We start from the raw sequence: 18,998 nt of genomic DNA, 5'->3' as shown, positions 1-18,998 counted from the left end.
GTTACTGGGCCCAGTCTCGCGGAATCGCAGGGGCGTCATTTCGACGAGGTCGTAGTAAGACGAGTTTCGCTACGGGTAACTTGCCAGTGCCCCGGGCCGCGTCGGCGACAAACCGTGCCTAGATGAGCCACAATTGAGTATACCAGGTTTGGTATACTCGTCAATTGAATTCAGAAAAACACGACCAATTCTGCCAGCTATCGAGAACCCCTTGCCTCCACCAACGGCCCAACGACGCAGGGCAGTGGATCGGCACGGGCGTTCAAAGCGGCGCCGTGCCCACCATTCACTCGCTTTCACGTGGGAGGATCCGAGACGCTATTCGGCCAGCTTGCTGCCACACGCACCGCGTCGCCGTGGAGGCCAAGGAAGAGTGCCTCCAAGCGGCTCAACGCGCTCCAGACCAAACTCCCAACTGCGGCAGGTCTAGCCTCGCCGCTTACTCGTCAGTTCCGGAGCGAGGATTGTGATGTGAATCTCAGTTGCGTCTGTCAGGCCTGTGAGCACGCGCCATCGCTGCGTGCCAGAGCGTTCGATTCGGCTCTGGGCCCATTTCCAACACAAGTTCTCCACCTGAGACGATTTCCCGATGCGAAAGGAACGGACCTTCAAGCGGCTTGCCGTTCAGGACGGCGGATTGGAGGTACACGTTGCTGGGCGTGTTGTTGTTCGCGACAACTCGAAAACTCTCGCCCCCGTCTAGCTCGATTGTCACACGATCAGCGATGGGGCTCCCCAAGACGTACTGCCCGCCGACCGGGTCGACCGGGTAGAACCCCATGGCCGAGAAGACGTACCACGCCGACATCTGGCCGCAGTCCTCGTTCCCGCAGAGGCCGTCGGGTTGGTCTGAATACATTCGATCCATGATCTGACGAACGCGTTCCGCTGTCTTCCACTGCTGGCCGGCGTATGGATAGAGGTAGGCGATGTGGTGACTAGGCTCGTTGCCGTGAACGTATTGGCCGATGAACCCCGACATATCGAGCGAGGCCTCGGCGTTCTTTGTTGGCGCCTGCTCGAAGAGCTCGTCGAGACGCGTCGCGAAGCGTTCCGCGCCGCCCAACAACTCAATGAGCGCCTCGGGGTCGTGCGGCACGAGCCACAGGTACTGCCAGGCGTTCCCTTCACAGTAGTCGTCTGCGCGGTGCTTCGAGAAGAAGGGGTCGAAAGGGGCGTTCCACGATCCGTCGGATCGTTTCCCGCGCATGAACCCTGTTTCTTCGTCAAAGTATTTCCGGAAGTGCTGCGACCGCTCGAGGAAGTAGTCGTAGTCTTCTTGTTGGCCAAGGCGCCTCGCTAGCTGGGCGATCGCCCAATCGTCGATGGCGTACTCCATGGCGAGAGCCACCGACTCGCGCATGGCGTCGGCCGGGATGTAGCCCCGTTCCTTGATGAACTTCAGCCCGCGCTCGTCGCGCATGGCGGTCGCCTTGACTGCGGCGAACGCTTCTTCGGCGTCGATGCCTTCAAAGCCCTTGAGGATCGCGTCAACAATGACCGGCACGGCGTGGTAGCCGACCATGGTGTCGGTCTCATTCCCGAGCAGGTGCCAAACCGGAAGTTTCCCCTGCTGGCGGTTGATGGCCAGCATGGAGTTTACCATTTGGGGCACCCGCTGAGGCTGGGTCAGCGTCAGCAGCGGGTGGGCTGCCCGGTAAGTGTCCCACAGCGAGAAAATCGAGTAGTTCTCGTGGCCGGCTTCGCGTCGAACCTCTTTATCGGCGCCGAGGTAGTCGCCGCTGGCGTCGTTGTACAGAACAGGCGCGATCATCGTGTGGTAGAGAGCCGTGTAGAATGTCCGCACCTGCGATTGGTCCGACGAATCGAACCGGACTCGACTCAGGGCGTTCTCCCAAGCAGAATCGGCGGCCGCCGCAGCGGCGTCGAAATCCCACCCCGGCGCTTCGGCGCGGATGTTCGCCATCGCCCCCTCCTCGCTGACGGGCGAGACGCCCACCTTCAACAGGATGGTCCTAACCCCCTCAGCGAAAGTCATCACCGCTACATCGGGGTTGTTCTTAGCGCCGCCATCCGACTCGCTGATCCTTTCACCCTTGCCGAACAATTCGACCGACGCGATTGGCTCTGACGCCTGCAACGCAAAAAACACCCGTTGGTCTTTCGCCCACCCGGTGGAGAATCGGCGCCCCTCGACTTTGTCGGCGTCTATCACTCTCATACCCGTGTCGACCGCTCGGCCGTTCCCGTTCTCAAACTCAAGGTCCAGAGCGATGCGTGGGATCACGCCCGCCGGGAAAGTGTAGCGGTGCCAGCCAACCCGCTCCGTCGCTGTGAGTTCGGCCCTGATACCGTCGTCCAGCAGCGTGACCGCGTAGTAGCCCGCCTTGGCAGTTTCCTGATCGTGCGAGTAGCGTGACGCGTAGCCGGGTTCCGGCGCCTCGTGGCTGCCGCGCTCAACGCTGACCTCCCCGACAAAGGGGGCGATGACGATGTCCCCTAAATCGGGAATGCCCGTCCCGCTGAGGTGTAAGTGCGAGAAACCCACCGCGACGTCGTCGGAGAAGTGGTAGCCGGAGCACCAGTCCCACCCTTGGTGAAAGTTCGTCAGACCGAGTTGCACCGCGCCGAACGGCACACTGGCGCCTACGAAAACGTGGCCATGGGCGTCAGAACCGACCAGCGGATCGACGAAGGGGGTCAGCCTGCTGGGCGGTTGCTCTTCCGCAAAGCTACACGGAATCGCGATCAAAGCGAGGGCGGCTGAAAGCAGCAGCAGGCAGACGGGAGTTCTGTTCTTCATGAGTATTGGTCCGATGATGTCTCACTCTCAATTTGGAGGCTGAAATGCAGGGCGGCCAGCCCAAACCCAACCCGCCTGGATTGGATCTCAGCGGAGTTTCGTCCTAGATCGTGTCGTCCTGGTAGGGAGCCGCCGCCACTAAGCGGCGAACTGGTCGCTGTCGGTTCTGGCGAAACTCATCGCTCCCTCACAGGCAGCCTTGCCGACGCCGGCTGCTCGTCGCGGAACATGCGGCCTGCCTCACCGGTAAGCCACAGGTAGTGGTCGGTGGGCAGCCCCTCGTAGGTCAGGAAGTCAACTCCCTCGCCCACGGGCGGGTTGTTCGTGCACTTGAAGATTGCTGTCCCCTCATCGACTTCATCAAACATGGCGACATACGCCATCGACGCGCCGGCTTTCTTCGCCGCGACGAACTGCGACCAGAGGAAACGTCCTCCCTCGCGCGGTATCTCCGCGAGCTTTGCTCCCGTCAGATTGTGCCAACTAAACCCGGGGAAAACGACGGGTAAATAGTCGACTTCGTGCTTCTCGCACCACTCGACATCCGGCTGCCACCAATTCCTCGCGTGCTCGCGCACGCCGTTGCGATCGCGGTATCGGCCTGGGGTCCACGGACTCACGACATCCGCCATCAGGATGATCTCGTGCAGCGCGGCGTCTTTGACGGAGTCGCGAGACAACGTTCTCCAGCCTGTCGGCACACCGAGCATGACGGCGCAGCCGCTTTGCTTGAGACGCGAGACGAGCGTCCGGCATTCTTCCAGTGAATAGTCTCGTGGCTTGCCGCCGTCGTGGAAACCAATGCCCCACACAGCTACAAGTGGCTTGCCGTTGTGAGACAGGTACTGCGAATCGGAGGTCAACCGCTCTTCTTCCGAGAGTCGCTCCCAGTCCCGGTAGACGCGCTGGGTCTCCCCGGCTCGCAAACCCGAAAGGTCGTACATGACTGCGTAGACCCGGCCGGTTGCGAGAGCCGCGCCGCGGACGCTCCTCAGTGCGGAGTTCTTGTTTTCAAGCACGGGGCCTTCGTTCAGGCCGTTCGCGAATCGTTGCAGGAAGACGCCATCGATCCCATGCTCTTGCATCCAACCGAAGTGGCGGAGGACCGTCTTGGGATGGACGCTGCTGTACACTTCGGCCGGCGTCCCGTCGGCCAGCGTGAACCCGGTCGCGAATCGCTCATCGGCGTCTAGTTCGCTCACGTCCGGCCACAGATCGACCGTTGCATTGCCAGGCCCGAACCGGTCTCCTGCGCGACGAGCCCAGTGCTTCCACCCAAGAGCGCTTCCATCGTCGGGAGTATTGAACCACGCCTGGTAGCCGCACATCACCTTCCTATCGAGTCCGCTGGCGTCGACCGCACCAGGGATCAGCGAGGTGCGCGGCGTCGGCTGAGCCCTGGTGAGGTTGAGGGCCTCGACCGCTCTCTCGACGACGCCGGGCCGTTCCGCGTACAGGTTTCGCTCTTCACGCAGATCGGCATCGAGATCGTACAACTGCCCGGATGGCCCATCGCTATCTTGGGCAATCCGTTTCGGCTTCGAGAATCCTCCGGACCCAAGGCCTGTGATGAGCTTCCACTTGCCGCCCCGGATCGCGAACATCTCTGGAGCGCTCCCTGCTTGGGTAACCACCGGTGGTCGTATGGGCCGCTCGTCTGGATGAAACCCCAGGAGCACCGGCAAGAGGTTGTAGCTGTCCACAGCGATTTGGTCGTCGAGTTTTTCTCCGACGATGCTCGCGAACGTCGCCAGCAGGTCCGTGAAGCAGACGGTCTGCTCTGTCGAGGAGCCGGGCTCGACGACTCGCGGCCATGACACGATGAACGGCATCCGGTGGCCGGCCTCCCAGGCGTCGCCCTTCATGCCCCGGAGTCCGCCGGCCGAATCATGGCCAAACCGCTGCACATCCTTTTCGGACCAGCACGGGCCGTTGTCTGATGCGAATACAATCAGGGTGTCGTCCCAGATCCCTGAGTCCTTCAACTCAGACGTAACGCGCCCGATTTCGGAATCGACCATCTCGGCGAAATCGCCGTAGAGGCCCGCGTCGCTCTGCCCCCGATGCTCTGCCGACGGGAGCCACGGAGTGTGGGGCGCGGGGTACGCCAGGTAGAGGAGCAGCGGCCCTTGCCTGCCGCTCTTGCCGTGTTCACGAATGACCGCAATGGCCTCGTCGGTGAATCTTGGGAGCGTCTGGTCTAGCTGCATGCCTGGCGCGATTTTTCCGCCAAGTCGCCTACGGCCTTGGATCGGTGACCAGTCCGGGGAGAACTCATCCTCGACCGAGTCGGTCGGAACTTCGACCGCCCGGTCGCCGCGGATGTAGAAGTAGGGGGGAATGTCGGTCGACGCGCGCATGCCGAAGAACGTCTCAAAGCCGTGGTCTACCGGACCTCCGTGGAGCGGCTGATCGTAGCCCCGCTCCTTGAACCCAAGGTGCCATTTGCCGACTATGGCGGTGTGATACCCAGCACGTTTCGCGAGGGTCGCGAGCGTTTCTTGTCCGTCTTCGATCACTGGCTCCGTTGGCCAGCGTGTCACGTCGGTGCGGAATGGGTAGCGGCCCGTTAGCAACCCATACCGAGAGAGGTGACACAGCGGACCCGGGGCGTGAGCGTCGAGGAATTTCATGCCCGCCACGGCAAGCCCATCGATATTTGGGGTAGAGATGCGTGACTCAGGATTAAAGCAGCCAGGGTCGCCGTAGCCCATGTCGTCGACCAGGATGATGACGACGTTTGGGTGCGTTTGCCGCGGCTGCTGGCCCGCGGTTGCGGCGATCCCTGAAGCGAGCGCCGCCAACAGAGCTACCGCCGCAACCGCGGCCCGACAGGTCCACGCAGGGGCCGGACCGCAGGCGGGCCTTCTCACACCACCGCTCTGTTGACTGATTCTAGTTTGGAGCGGCATCTGTTTCCGCCATTCAAGGTTGGTCTAGCGTCACAGCTAGCGCGGAGACTCCAGGACAAAGTCGGCGTCCTTTGTCCCGCCAGGCGGAACCTCCACCGCCAGCGGCGTCTCCTTGTAGTAGGTGTATTTCCACGGGATTGACTCGGGGACGTCAATGATTTCGCGATCCATCGTGTTGGGGTCTAGGTGCGCCTGCTTCGTGCTTACGATTACCCGGTGCCGACCGACAACGGCCCCGCTCCGGGCATCCTCGTCTTGCGTCTTCAGCGCGTATCGTCCGTCTGAGTCGGTGACCCCGTGAGAATAGGGGCCCGATTCGCCTTCCTCATTCATGCCGACCGGCATGAAAACGACCTTCGCATCGCTGACAGGCTCGCCATCGAGAAGCACGCGGCCCTCGACGTCGGCGAAATCGAACTTCGACGGGCTGCAGCCCGAGCCCAGCAGCAATAGAACGCCCAACGCAGCGGGCATGAAGTGGCCGCTGGCGATCGGGTCGCGACGCGTAGCGCCACCTAGCTCCCGTTGGTTGATACGAACGCGGGCCCGAGCGGGGCTTCTTCGGAGACGCGTCATTGAAGCCCGTCCTCGCCGGCAATGGTTGCGAATGCTTCGTAGATTTCTCCGTTGAGATCCGTCGTGACGTACGCGACCGAGCCATCAATGCGCAGCCAATTGCCCCCGCTCCCGGCATGGGTCGATCCAAACGCCCGGCTGCAAGCCCACTTCGGAACGGTAGCAAGCTTCTCGAGGCAGCTGTCGAGGTCCGTCGTCCTCAGAAGGGGGTCGGCAAAGGCCTCACCGCGTGCGTACCATCGCTGTGACAGCGCCCAGTAAGCAGGCCTCGGCGGGTTGGCGCCGGTAGCATGAAACTCGCCCACCATGAAGGTCTTGCTCGTTCCGTCAGTTACGTGCCGCATCTCCGACGGGGCGAGGCCCGGCGCCCCGGTGTTGTGGAACAGCCCACGTCTGCTCCAAACCTCTTTCATTTTGTCGGGCATCGGGTTGCCAGAACCGTCGTACGGGCTTGTCCAGTTGATCCAGCCTCCCTGCTGAGTAATAACGCCGGCGACCGCCTTGTAGGAACCAGCGGCGATGGCGCCGCCCCATTCGTTCGCGAACGTGTCGGTGGGACACAGCATGATGCCCAACGGGGCGTCGCGGACCTTTTGGTTGATCTGCCCGTCTCCGTCCGGGTCGCCTTCCTCCAGGTTGTGCTCGTCGTGGTCGTACAAGTCGTAGAGGGCTTGCTGCTCGAGGTAGGGCAGCGACTCAATCGCCCAGTTCTCGCCGCTGCAATCGTGCTTGGAGGACTCGGAACGAGGGCAGTCGAACGGATGCTGGTCCGGATTGCGGAATCCCCACAGCCCGTAGGTCACCGAACCGGGGGGGAATGCACGGTTGGAGGTCTCGTAGCTAAGGATCGCCAGCCCGAACTGCTTCATTTGATTGATGCACTGGGCGCGTCGCGCCGATTCCCGCGCGGCCTGGACCGCGGGGAGCAGCAACGCCACCAGCACCCCGATTATGGCTATCACCACAAGTAGCTCAACGAGGGTAAACCCGCGGCGAAACGCGGCTCGCCTCCGAGTGGCGACTCTCATCTGGGCATCCCAATTCTCGTCAAGCATCGGAGTGGGTCTCCTTCGTAAGAGCGAGTTCCCCGCAAGCCCCGCTCGAATCATCGACGCAGGCGCAAGGCGGCGTGGGCAAGGCTTGAAATGACGGCCTTAGAAGTGGTTGGCTACGAAATGCAGGGGCAAAATCGCCGTGGGACGATCTTGCCCCTGTCCTGCGAGTTCGCCTTTGGCCGACTGCCCCTTGGGCCGCTGGACGAGCTCCATCGAATGGGTTGGTTGCCGGGTCGCCGCCAGCGTTGCCTGAGGGCTAAGGCCCGAATGACGACGCATTGAGAGTGGAGAGCAAATCTTGATCGAAAGACCGAAGCTAGTGGTCGAAAGACAGTGAAAAGCAGGTCTGCAGGTCGTGAGTATGAGAACGCGTGCGACCCACCGCCAGACGCAACTATACCAAAAATGGTACACAACGCAACCATCCTGCGATCAGAAAGAAAGGAATTTCTTTCGGAAGCGGGGCCAGGAAGGAAGGCTCGGTGTTGCGTTCGACGACCCACTTGCCCAACGGGGTCCGCGGGCTCGGCAAGACTCCATTGACTTCAATGAGTACACTGCCGAAAAAAAGAGAGGGCTAGGGAAGCCGGGGCGCCGAAGTCGGGCCGACCCGTCGTTGCGCCAAAGCTGCCATGGGTACGCTTCGCGGTCGGGCCGCACGGGCGCATCTTCTGTCGAATTGTTTGTCCACCTAGAGCGCCCCCGATGTCAGTCGGGCTGATGCTGCGGACGCTGAATGAGAAATGCGGTCGATGGCGAAGTCAAAACTTACTCACGTAACCGAGCTGCTAGAGCGACGCATCGCGAACGGAGACTATTCCCGAGGGGGCCTGCCGGCCGAGCGCGACCTAGCCGATGAATGCGGCGTGAGCCGCGTCACGCTGCGTAAGGCGCTCGGAGAACTCGAGAGGCGGGGGCTGGTCGATCGGCCTCCCAACTGCCGCCCGCGGTTGAAGCGCGTCGCCCAGGAGCGCCCCTCCGTCGAGATCGCGTTCTTGACGCCATCGCTAGCGCCCGATTCGTTCTCACCCGACCTTCAGCAGTGGCTTTCGGTATCGGAGCACGTGGCTCGAACGCACAAGGCTCGAGTGCGAGTGCAAAACTACCTCCACTGGGATGATCCCATCATTACCGAGTCGCTTCGGGAGTACGACGGGGTCTTCCTGGTCACGAGCTCGGAGCCGATTCCCGAATGGACCTCGAACCTCTTCGCCAACGCCGATGGACTGGTGTCGCTGTCAGAGGATCTGACCGACCTGGGCGTGCCTTCGGTCGTGCTGTTCCCGCCCCGCGAGACGTTTGTTCTCCTGGACCACCTGGCCGAGTTGGGGCACAGCCGCATCGACTGCTTGAATGTCCAGGGCCACAACGCGATTACCGAGAAGCGGATTGACGCCTGGCGCGAGTGGCTCAGCGAACGTGGACTGCCCGACGGAGTACTCCACGATCAGCCTTGCTCAGCAGAAGAGAACATTTTCCACTGGGCGATGTCGGCGGCTGATGCTTGGCTCGCGTCGAACCGTGGCCGGGCGACGGCCGTCTACTGCGTTACGCTGCCGGCGGCTCTCGGCGTGGTGCGTGGAGCCAGGGCGCGCGGCATCGAAATCGGAACCGACCTGTCCGTGTGCACCATCGACAACGAGGGACTCGGCAGGTACCTGAGTCCCTCGATCACCTCGTTTGAACGCCCCAACGCCGCCGAGTTCATCAGCAACTGCCTCGACTGGATCGAAAAGGGGGGCGCGAAGAGTCAGTGGAAGCACCCGTTGCTCTACGAGCCAACCAACCTGCCGCTGCTCGAGGGAGAATCGTCCGGCCCTCCTGTCGCCAGAGCTAAAGGCCGCCAGGCGTCTCGGTAGTGCAGCCTCAATCCGGTTCGCTACGCTGGATCTGACCTACAAGTTCTGCTTCCGCGTTGAGCCCAGAGAAGTAGATCGCCCACAGGAGGGCGATGGCGACGGCCGCGGCGGCTCCACAGGCGGCGGCCGCGGACCAGTCGCCGATCAACATGAGCATCGGGCTCAGGAAGATCATGATTTGGTAGACCAGCGCAAACGGCAGGGCGCACAACTCGCGGGTGTGATGCCGCGATAGCTCCCGTTGTTGCTCGGTAGTCAGCGATTCGCGTTCGACGCCCCAAGCCCCGAAGGGCAGCGTCTTTCGGTAGAACCGCAGCAATACCGACGCGTCGGTCATCGGTGACGCCAGCGTTCCTACGATCGAAGCGGCCATTCCCGCCGTCAGCACGATGGACAGAAGCACCCACTCCTCGTTCAGCGAGGCGAAGCCTTGCGGCAGACCCGGGACCGCAATCCGATGGGCCGCCGCCGCGGCGATTCCCCCCGCCAATCCGGCAGCAAAGCCAACACCATTGAATCGGCGCCAGTACAACGGCAGCATCTGAGCGGCAATCAGCCCACTCCCCAGTCCCATCGTCAGCCACGACCAGATTTCGTTCACGGTCCGCGAAGAGAAGGCGAGCAAGTAGCCTAGGCCGACGACGGCCAGGACGACAGCCCAGGTCGCGGCAATCTGCTCCGTGGCCCCGGCCCTAGGCCGAAACCACACGAGGTAGATGTCATTCGCAAACAACCCAGCAGCCTGGTTGAGCCAACCGCTCAAGCCCGCGGTGGCCGCCGCCAGCAATGAGACGAGAATGAGCCCCCGCAGGCCGGTTGGGACCGCCCGTTCCAGCACAACGGGTATGAGCCTCTCTGGGTCCAGCAAACCCTGTTCGGTCACTTCGGCCAGACGCTGCGGCCAATTCTCTCCGAGCGTTCTAAGCAACGACGCCTGAAGCTCGCGTGGCTGCGCGTCTGGGGCGCTGCCGATGCTCGCGACGACGCGTGCCCACTCATCATCAGGGTAGTGCGTCCGCACGGATTGCGCGGCCAACTTGTAGTCTACTCCGCGCTGCTGGTCGCCGTGGGCGATAACGATCGCGAGGACCGCGAACGCCATCATGGTTGGCCACCGCAGCGAGATCAGCGAAACCCAGAGCAGCAGCAGCTTCGGGCATTCCGCGTCCCGCTTCGCGGCGAAGCACTTTGGGTCGTCGCCCGCCCCCATTCCGAAGAGCACGTTCCGCACGAGGTAGACAGTTGCAAGAAACAATAGCGGCTCGTAAGAGGCGTACAGCGGCGGCAGGGACAAGGAGTCGCCCGGCGCGAGTTGCCCCCAACCGGGGTTCCCAGTCACTTCGATTGCGATCTCGCGAAGCTCAGTGAGGGGAGGAACCGCTAGGACCGCGAGACTGATCACCGAGACCGTCGAGATCAACACGCAGACGAACTGGATTCCCTGGATAGCGACAAGGCCGTAGAACCCCGAAAAGACGCTGTACGCTGCGACGAGCGAGACAACCGCTAAACCGATCTGCGACGGCGCGAGAGGCACGATTGAGGACAGGAACACGGCGAGCGCCTTCGTCGCGTAGGCAACCAGGCCGATAAACAAGGCGATCCCAGCCAGGGCCCGAGCCGATTGGGCGAGCCTGCCGGCGGGTCCATCACCGAACCGGAACCGCATCCACTCGGCGCCGGTTCGGCACTCAGAGCGGCGTCGCCACTTGCCCGTCCACAGCATGACGACGGACAAGATCAGCACGGCGCCGCCGCGAAACTCGATGAAGAGCCCCGCCGGCCCCATCAGGTAAAGGAATGAGACAATGATGACCGACCCGGCGAGGTCCCAGAAGTCCATCACGCCCGAGACGCCCAACAGCCACCACGGCGTCGCTCGCCCCGCAAGCAAGTAGTGGTCAAGTCCCGCCGAGGCGCGACGCCGCAGCCACAGGCCAACGGTTAGCAGAATCAGCAGGTAGGCGGCCAGTATGGCGTAGTCGAACGAACTGAGCGGCATTGAGGTCGATGGGGAGGACAGGGCAAGAGGAGCTGGCGGCCAAGGCCAAGCAGGTCGCTAGGGCATGCCTGCAACCTACCCACACCCGATCATAGCTGACGTCCAGGAATCGGGTGACTTGCAATTCACCATCGACCGGAAGCCTCTGCCGCCTTGGCTAAGTGATCGAATCGACACTGCGTGAATAGGTCCGCAGTCCGGTTCCACACGACGCACTGCTTGACAAGCATACCATTTTTGGTACACTCGAATTACTCTTGTCATTAAGCTCTCTACTCAACGCCCACTCGTGGCCGGTCAGGGTTCGCCAGCGGCTTTCGGGTAAGTGGCGTTTCGGCGCCGCCACCAAGGAAGAATTCGAATCAACACAGCTCTGAGTCTTCACCGATTTCTTTTCCGTCTCTTTTCAGGGGAACTTCGCTAATGCACTGGCTCAAAACCACTCGCCGTCTGGCCTCGATTCTTGTCATTGTCGCCGTGGGCGCGGCAGACCAAGCGACCGCCGCTGTGTTCCGTTACCGTCAGAGCGGTGACTGGAGCGCCGTAACCGATGGCTCCTCGCCGGGTTGGGGTCTGAATCCCAACAACGACGGCGTCACCCCCGGGCCCGGACTGCCCGGAGCGGGCGACGACGCCCGCATCAATTTTGGGAACAACACCGTGTCCGTCACCACGGCCGTCCCTGCCGTCAACCGTGTCCAGATAGGCGTCGATGAAAGCGGCGTCGTCGAGGTCAACTCGGGCGGTGTGCTCACAACCGTCACGGACCTGCTGGCTGGCAACAACAACTCGAACGCAACGGGATCGTTGGTCGTTATGAATGGCGGCGCCGTCGAAGTCGGCCGCATTCTGTGGGCCGCCAATGGAAGCTCAAACGGCACGATCGACGTCGAGGCAGGCGGCACGATCACCGCCGACAGCCACTTCTGGTGGGGTGTTACGGGGACAGCAACAATCAGTATCAGCGGAACAATCTCTCAAACCGGGGGCATCCTCGGCCTGGGCACCGACAACGCGTCGACGCCCACCGGCGGCGCCGCCACCGTCGACATTCTTGATGGCGGATTGCTGTCGCTGTTCAACATCTCGAGCGCCGCCGGGCTGCCGTCTATCCAGGACGGCTCGTCCATCAATATCGAAGGGTCCGGCGAACTCACCCTGCCGGGCGACTTTGTCGGCGTCCTGACCGACTACGCCAACGCTAATAAAATCGGCGCCAAGGGAGTGCTCGGCATGTCGAACCTGGCTATCGACTTGACCCGCAACCCCGGGTTCACCACGGCGTACGCCATCCCCGAACCGACCGGGCTGCTGCTAGCCAGTTTTGCCGCTTCGGTCGCCTTGGGAATTCGTCGCATTTAATCCCTCGGCTGATTAGCGAGCGATCGCATTCACCTGAAGAGAAGCTGCCACAGGCCTTAGCGACCTGTGGCAGCTTCTTCTATTCAACGGCCAAGCAGCGGCCTGTGGTCGGATTGACACAGAAGAAGAGCCCGATGTCCCTCAGCAGCTCGGTATTGAAACGAATTGCGCAAGTTTATCGCCCCGCGTCCAGCGTTCGCCGAACGCAATCGCACCGCCAGAGCCGTGTTGAACAGCTCGAGGGCCGGTTGCTGCTGGCGTCGCTGACGTTCAACACGCCCTCCTCAAACGCCGGCGACGGGACTTGGAGCCTGCAAGCCCGCGCTGGCGAAGCAGTCGCTGTGGGTCCGGCCTACCTCTACTACAACCTGAACCCCTACGCCGCGTTTGCTGGCTACACCCAAGGAGACCCCCTCTACGTCAAGGTGGACTACTTCGACGAGGGGACCGGCACGCTGCGGGTGCAGTACGACAGCACCCGCGAGAATTTCGACCCAACTGACTTCCACACGCGGTCGACAAGAATCGACACCCAAGAGTTCGTCAGCTCGCACCACTACCTCGACAGCACGCAGTTCGCGAACGGGACTAACGGTAGCGACTTCCGAGTGGTGGCTTTTGGAACGCCGGTCTTGTCGGTCGAGATCTCCGACACGCCGTTTCCCGATAGCGGCTTGGAGTGGGCGTGGTCGCCGCCGTGGGAACGGCCCTACTCGGGGCCAAGCCGGCCGGTAGACGCCGCCACGCTTGAGGGGAAGGTGCTGGCGGGCTACCAAGGGTGGTTCAACACCCCCAACGATCCAGCCGACGAGGGGTACGTCCACTGGGGCGGACCCGGCGATTGGTCCGTGGAACAGTGGCCCGACCCCAACGACTACGACGCCAGCGAGCTGTTCCCCGTCCCCGGCGTACAAACTGCCCGGGGCGAGCAGGCCTACTTGTTCTCCTCGGCGAACGCATCGGTTGTCGACCGCCACTTCCAATGGATGCGGGAGCACGACATCGATGGCGCCTTTGTTCAGCGTTTTCGCGATTCCTTCATGCGGAGGATCTTCGGCGGCGATTACGCGGGCGAGCCTCAGTGGCCGGTGGTGAACGCCCGAGACGCCGCGCACAAGGCCGGTCGCACCTGGGCAATCGAGTACGACATCCAGAACGGCGGCTCGACCAGCCAACGCGATCAGGTCATCCAGGAAGTCAAGGACGACTGGGAGTACCTGACCGACGTCAACGGGCTCGACATGCTCAACGACTCGCACTACCAGCGCGAGGACGGCAAGCCGGTCGTGGCCATTTTTGGCCTCTACGTTGGTCCCACCAACGGTTACTCGACGGCGCAGCAGCAAGACCTGATCGACTACTTCCAGTCGCGGGGCGTCTATGTCATCGGGGCGGGCCGACACACCGAGTCGTCTCTCCAGGTCGGCAACGCCGGACTCCACGACGCCTACATCCCCTGGCAGGGCTACTGGAAGGGGGGCGACTCCTACGCGCCTGACGAAGGGATTCTCAGCGGCGTCACGACGCACGTGCCGCACGTCTTCCCAGGGTTCTCGTGGACGCACCTGCAGAACAGCAGCGCCGCGACGTCGAGGGATCGGGAAGACGGAGACTTCTACTGGCGGATGCTCAACGACGCGGTCAACGAGACCGACGCTCCCTGGCTATTCATCGGGATGTTCGACGAGTACGACGAGGGCACCAATCTAATCCCCGCGACCGACGACCCGCCGGTTCCCGACACCGATTCGCAAGGAAATCCCCTGACTTACCAAGTCAGCGACCCGCGGCCGAACGACTGGTGGATGGCGCTCACGGGGGCGGCAAAGCAGGCCCTGCAGGGCAAGGCGGCGATCGGCAATGCAACGCCAACCGAACACGCCCTTCAGAATCGCTCGAACACCGGAGGCGAGGCCCGTTGGGAGCCTCAAAGACCCGATCGTCTAGCAAACGTGCAGACGCCAGAGAGCACTGCTGAGATCGTTGACGTGCCGGTGCGAGGGACGGTGTCGCCCGCAATCCGTTCGAACGACTCTTTCCTCTACTTCGGGGTTGACGACAGCTTTCTGATCGACGAAGTCGATGGCAGGGACATCACCATCGAGGTCGAGTACCTCGATCTGGTGACCGGGCAGTTTAGCTTAGAGTACGATGGCGTCGGCAGCCCTCACACCGCCGCCGCGGACGCCGTCATGACCGGCAGCGGCAACTGGCGGACCCACCGCTTCGAGCTCATCGACGCCCGGTTCGCCAATCGCCAGGAGGGGGACGCCGACTTCCGAGTCACGGCCCTCGATGGGAACCTGCTGATCCGTCGCATCAGCGTTTTGAAGGAGAACGCCCTGACGGTCGATGCTTCCCTCGGCTCGGTCAACAGCGAGCGGGGATTACGTCAAATAGAGCTAGCGGGCGATGGCCAGACGGCCGCCACCAGTAGTGGCGGGCGGTCCGCTCGCGCGGTATCCGGAACGCCGGAGTCGCTCTACATGTATTTTAACGTTGATCCAACCTACGCGAACGATGTGCATGCCGGCCTGAACGCGGTCGTTGAGGTGGTTTATCAGGACGTAGGCGGCAGCCAGCTGAACCTCCAGTACGACTCAACCAGCAGTACTTACAAGAACGCCACACCGGTCGCGATCGACGACAGTGGCGAGTGGCGCACGGCTCGCTTCTACCTCGACGACGCGTTTTTCGGCGACCGCCAGAATGGCGACGCCGACTTCCGCCTGACCGGAGCAAACGTTCCCATCGACCGCGTCCGAGTCCTGCAGTCCTTTGGGGACATGATTGAGCCGGAACTCACGGCAGGTTCGCCCATGGTGAACACCCCCGGCAGCAGTATCGCCGTGTCTTGGACCATGACCGACGATTGGCGAACGGGCCTGTCTGATCAGTGGACCCCTCAGGAAGACAACTGGGTCCGTATCGAGGTCAGCGGCGATCAGGGCGTGACCTGGCAGGATCTGGGCACAGAGTTCGAAGCCGCCAATGGCGCCGCAGGCGACTACGACGTCGCTGGCAACTATGTTTGGTCCCACACGGCAGAGCTAGCCACCGGTCACCTGCCATCGGGCGTGTACCGGCTCCGGCTCACGCCGACCGACGGGAGAGGAAACCAGGGGGAATCCTTGGAGACCGGCAGTCTTGTCATCTTTGCCCCTCCGGAGTTGCCAGGCGATTACAACGTGAACGGCGTGGTCGACGCGGCCGACTACACTATTTGGCGGGATTCAATCGACGCCTCGGTCGCCCCCTTCACGTCCGCCGACGGCAGCGGCAATGGGCTCGTTGATAACGCCGACCAGACCGTTTGGAGCGCCAACTACGGGAACGCCTCCCCTCAGCCGGTCGCCGCGGCGCTGCCCTTGTTGGATCTTGCCGACGACTCCGACGCGACGTGCTCGCCCCGGTGGTTCGCAATCGAGGAGCTGATGAACGAAGAGGCTCCGCCGGCAGAGTCCGGGTCAACGGAGGGGTTGGCGGTGCTGCTGGTCGACGCCGCCCTGGCCGACCAGACCGGGGGTCGCGAAGACGACGTCCGGTTCAGCGACCGACCAGCCGAAGCGGCCATCGACGAGCCTTCCCTGCTGCTGCACTACGGATATCGAACGCCCTCACTCGACCAAAGCACTGCCGAGGTCGCGGCCGGTGACACCGAGGATGTGGCGAGCGACCCGGGAGCACCGGCGCAGAACAGTTCGCTGTCAGATTCGGCTCTGGGAAGCGGACTTGGTAGAGGGGTGCGCGTGCAATCGGCGAGCCAAGCCAACGCAAGGTAACTCCCTCCTCTTCTGATTCTTGGTGGTCGGTCCCACTACGAGGACCGCTCGGGCCCACCGGCAGCGTCGTGGAAAGGCCGGTGGCGGGAGCCCCACGCCAACCCTCGTGCGGCCCTCCCAAGTTCGCCGCCGCCAAGCGAGTGGGAACGTCAAGACAGCCAGACGCTGGAGCAAGAAGTCAGCGCTGGGCTTGCCGAACCGCGGTCGAGCCGGTAGACCAGAAGGGTCGGTCCGCCACGCCATTGCACGAGGTCGCTGCGGTGAAGAGCAAGAGAGAGATCGAACGGGAAATCAGCCAAGCGATTATCCGTTTTGAGAAGGAGTTCATGGGGCGCGGGCCGCTGGAGACGCGGTCGTACATCGTCGACGACTTGGTGCTCGTGCGGCTGAAAAATGTTCTCACCCCCGCCGAGATGAAGCTGTCGGAGTCCGAAGATCGTGAACGATCACGGTACCTGATCAAACAGCTTAGGCAGCAGTTGATCGAGCAGGGGCGCCCGCTCCTTGACGCGGTGATCAAGGACATCCTGGGGGTGGATGTCGTCAGCCTGCACACCGACATTAGCTCCCGGACTGGCGAGCGGGTCATTGTGTTTACGCTCGAAAGGGCGCCCGATTTGGCGAGCAGCTCCTAAGATTTTGAGAGTTTTTTCCGCTTCCACTTGACGCGGGCTAACGCCGCTTCTAATCTTTAACCGATGACTTGAGCAGCCGCGTTGAACTCCGCTTTCGGATGTCAATCGGTACGATTCATTCAGGTTCGAGTTGCACGGGACGGAAATGCCCGTGCAAAAAGGCCGGACGGTTGCGTGACGCAGCCTGCCGGCCTTTTTTTATGTCTGGCGGGAGAGTTTGCTCCCGGCACGTGTTGTCGCATGGGTGAAAAAGAGCGGGCCAAGCCACGCCCGCGCCACGCATCGCCGAAAACCGAAACACATCAACTGAGCTAAGCCGCGGCGGTCAGCATGGCCGCACGGACGTGCCGGGTTGTGAGCTCATCGCTTGCTCACCCCGGCTTTTTTTATGCCCAACGAGCAAGTCGGATGGCGGCCCGGTCGCCGTCGACTAGGAGTAGCCTCGCCATGAACACGATTGTTGCACTGCTGATCGCCCCCGTCCTGGGGCTACTCACCACCGCGTTTCTCCCGTCGAGCGTTGCGAACGCCAACGTCGGTCGGCTGCGTGTGGCCACGACCACTTTGGTGGCCGCCCAGCTGCTGCTCGCTTGCATTCTGGCGTTAGCCTACCTGGCCTCGGCCGGAGCGCCGCTTGCCTTTTCAGTGTTTGAGGACCTGCACGACGCGCCACTCGGCTTTAGCGTGTACTACGACGGGGCCTCGGCGTTGATGCTGACGCTGGTCAGCTTCGTCGGTCTGGTCGTAAGCCGGTTCTCGGTTCGGTACCTCGACGGCGAGGCCCTGCAGGGCCGCTACTTTCGCTGGCTGGGTTTCACGATCGGGGCCGTGTCCCTGATGGTGATCGCCGGCAACCTCCTGCTGTTCTTCGCTGCTTGGGTGATGACGAGTTTCGGCCTGCACCAGCTCCTCTTGCACTACCGGCGCCGGGAGTCTGCCCACCGTGCGGCGTGGACCAAGTTCGCCATTAGCCGGCTCGGGGACGTCTTCCTGGTGTCCGCGCTGGTCTTGACCTTCCGCTCGTTCGGGACGCTAGAGCTGTCCGCCCTGTTTGACAGCGTCGGCCAGGCCGGCGCGACGCAGTCCGCTGCCGTCCAGGCGGCAATTGGCTGGTTGCTGATGCTCGGGGCCGCAACGAAGTCGGCGCAGTTCCCGTTCCACACTTGGCTTCCCGACACCATGGAGACCCCGACGCCGGTCTCGGCGTTGATGCACGCGGGGATCGTGAACGCGGGCGGCTACCTGATGATTCGAATGAGCCCCTTGGTCGCTTCGGCCCCGGCCGCGCTGACAACTCTGGCCCTGGTGGGCGGATTCACGGCTTGCTTCGCCGGCGTGGTGATGATGACCCAGCCCAGCGTGAAGCGGGCGCTGGCCTACTCGACGATCGCTCAGATGGGGTTCATGATGCTGCAGTGCGGCCTGGGGGCCTACTCCGCAGCCATGCTGCACATCATTGCCCATTCGCTCTACAAGGCGCACGCCTTTCTCAGCAGCGGAAGCGTCGTCGCTGATTCTTTGGCCACCGGGGGCGCCAGGTCGCTGACGCCGGGCATCGCGAGGAGCGCCGCCTGCTTTGTCGCCGCGGGGGCCGCGGTCGCTGTGGCCTACCTGACCGTGGCGGAGACGGCTGGGGTGCACGCGTCCAGCAAGCCCGGTGGGCTGGTGCTGGCTTTCCTGCTGTGCCTCGCCCTCACGACATGGGGGTGGCGGGTGCTGGCGTGCGGCGGAGCGAGGGCGGCCACCGGCGGGCTCGCGGCCCTCTCGCTGCTTTGCCTGACCTACATCGGCGGTTACCTAGTGGTCCAGCATTTCATCGCTCGGTCCTCGGTCGCCCCGCTGATTCAACCAGGCATGGCGGCAGCGCCCCTCGCTATCGCCGGTGCGTTCGTCGCACTGCTGGCGTTGCACGTCGCGGTCGTCGCGAGGTTTCGTCCCCAATGGCTAGAAGCCGCCCGGGTTCACGCCGCCAACGGGTTCTATGTCGACGCCTTGTTTCAACGCGTTTTCGCCGCCGCTCGGTAGGGGGACTTGCGAAGCGACCGAAACAG

10 protein-coding genes are annotated in these 18,998 nt (G+C 62.8%); 5 read left to right on the top strand and 5 right to left on the bottom strand.

The window, feature by feature from the left end; all coding sequences use genetic code 11:
- Window positions 1-478: 478 nt before the first annotated feature.
- From Pla123a_RS05735 to Pla123a_RS05720, 4 genes are all read right to left on the bottom strand, one after another.
- Window positions 479-2,764, bottom strand: a complete 2,286-nt coding sequence (locus Pla123a_RS05735; protein WP_146584774.1) for a GH92 family glycosyl hydrolase — start codon at window positions 2,762-2,764, stop codon at window positions 479-481.
- Window positions 2,765-2,940: 176 nt separating this feature from the next.
- Entirely contained in the window at window positions 2,941-5,568 is a 2,628-nt protein-coding gene (locus tag Pla123a_RS24930) for a sulfatase-like hydrolase/transferase (protein WP_231956338.1), read from the bottom strand.
- A 144-nt stretch (window positions 5,569-5,712) separates the two neighbouring features.
- A complete protein-coding gene (locus tag Pla123a_RS05725; protein ID WP_146584772.1) occupies window positions 5,713-6,150 on the bottom strand; it encodes a hypothetical protein in 438 nt (145 codons plus the stop codon).
- Between the two features lie 98 nt (window positions 6,151-6,248).
- Window positions 6,249-7,214 (bottom strand): DUF1559 family PulG-like putative transporter, encoded by a 966-nt coding sequence (locus Pla123a_RS05720; protein WP_197527708.1) that lies wholly within the window; start codon window positions 7,212-7,214, stop codon window positions 6,249-6,251.
- Between the two features lie 845 nt (window positions 7,215-8,059).
- Here Pla123a_RS05720 and Pla123a_RS05715 point away from each other — a divergent pair.
- On the top strand, window positions 8,060-9,166 hold the full coding sequence (locus Pla123a_RS05715) for a LacI family DNA-binding transcriptional regulator (protein ID WP_197527707.1): 1,107 nt from the start codon (window positions 8,060-8,062) through the stop codon (window positions 9,164-9,166).
- Window positions 9,167-9,173: 7 nt separating this feature from the next.
- On the opposite strand, the gene Pla123a_RS05710 is transcribed toward Pla123a_RS05715, so the two are convergent.
- Window positions 9,174-11,168: a sodium:solute symporter family transporter gene (locus Pla123a_RS05710; protein ID WP_146584766.1), complete on the bottom strand. Its 1,995-nt coding sequence runs from the start codon at window positions 11,166-11,168 to the stop codon at window positions 9,174-9,176.
- 423 nt (window positions 11,169-11,591) lie between these two features.
- Between Pla123a_RS05710 and Pla123a_RS05705 the strand changes: the two genes are divergently transcribed.
- The 4 genes from Pla123a_RS05705 (at window position 11,592) to Pla123a_RS05690 (ending at window position 18,972) form a co-directional block, all read left to right on the top strand.
- A complete protein-coding gene (locus Pla123a_RS05705; RefSeq protein ID WP_146584764.1) occupies window positions 11,592-12,530 on the top strand; it encodes a hypothetical protein in 939 nt (312 codons plus the stop codon).
- 134 nt (window positions 12,531-12,664) lie between these two features.
- Window positions 12,665-16,312, top strand: a complete 3,648-nt coding sequence (locus tag Pla123a_RS05700) for a hypothetical protein (RefSeq protein WP_146584762.1) — start codon at window positions 12,665-12,667, stop codon at window positions 16,310-16,312.
- 260 nt (window positions 16,313-16,572) lie between these two features.
- Entirely contained in the window at window positions 16,573-16,947 is a 375-nt protein-coding gene (locus Pla123a_RS05695) for a DUF2294 domain-containing protein (RefSeq protein ID WP_146584760.1), read from the top strand.
- Window positions 16,948-17,394: 447 nt separating this feature from the next.
- On the top strand, window positions 17,395-18,972 hold the full coding sequence (locus tag Pla123a_RS05690; protein WP_197527706.1) for a proton-conducting transporter transmembrane domain-containing protein: 1,578 nt from the start codon (window positions 17,395-17,397) through the stop codon (window positions 18,970-18,972).
- Window positions 18,973-18,998 lie beyond the last annotated feature (26 nt).

Origin of the sequence: Posidoniimonas polymericola (assembly GCF_007859935.1) — a bacterium.
In the GTDB taxonomy this organism is placed as follows: Bacteria; Planctomycetota; Planctomycetia; order Pirellulales; family Lacipirellulaceae; genus Posidoniimonas; species Posidoniimonas polymericola.
This window is presented reverse-complemented; position numbering and strand designations above follow the sequence as displayed.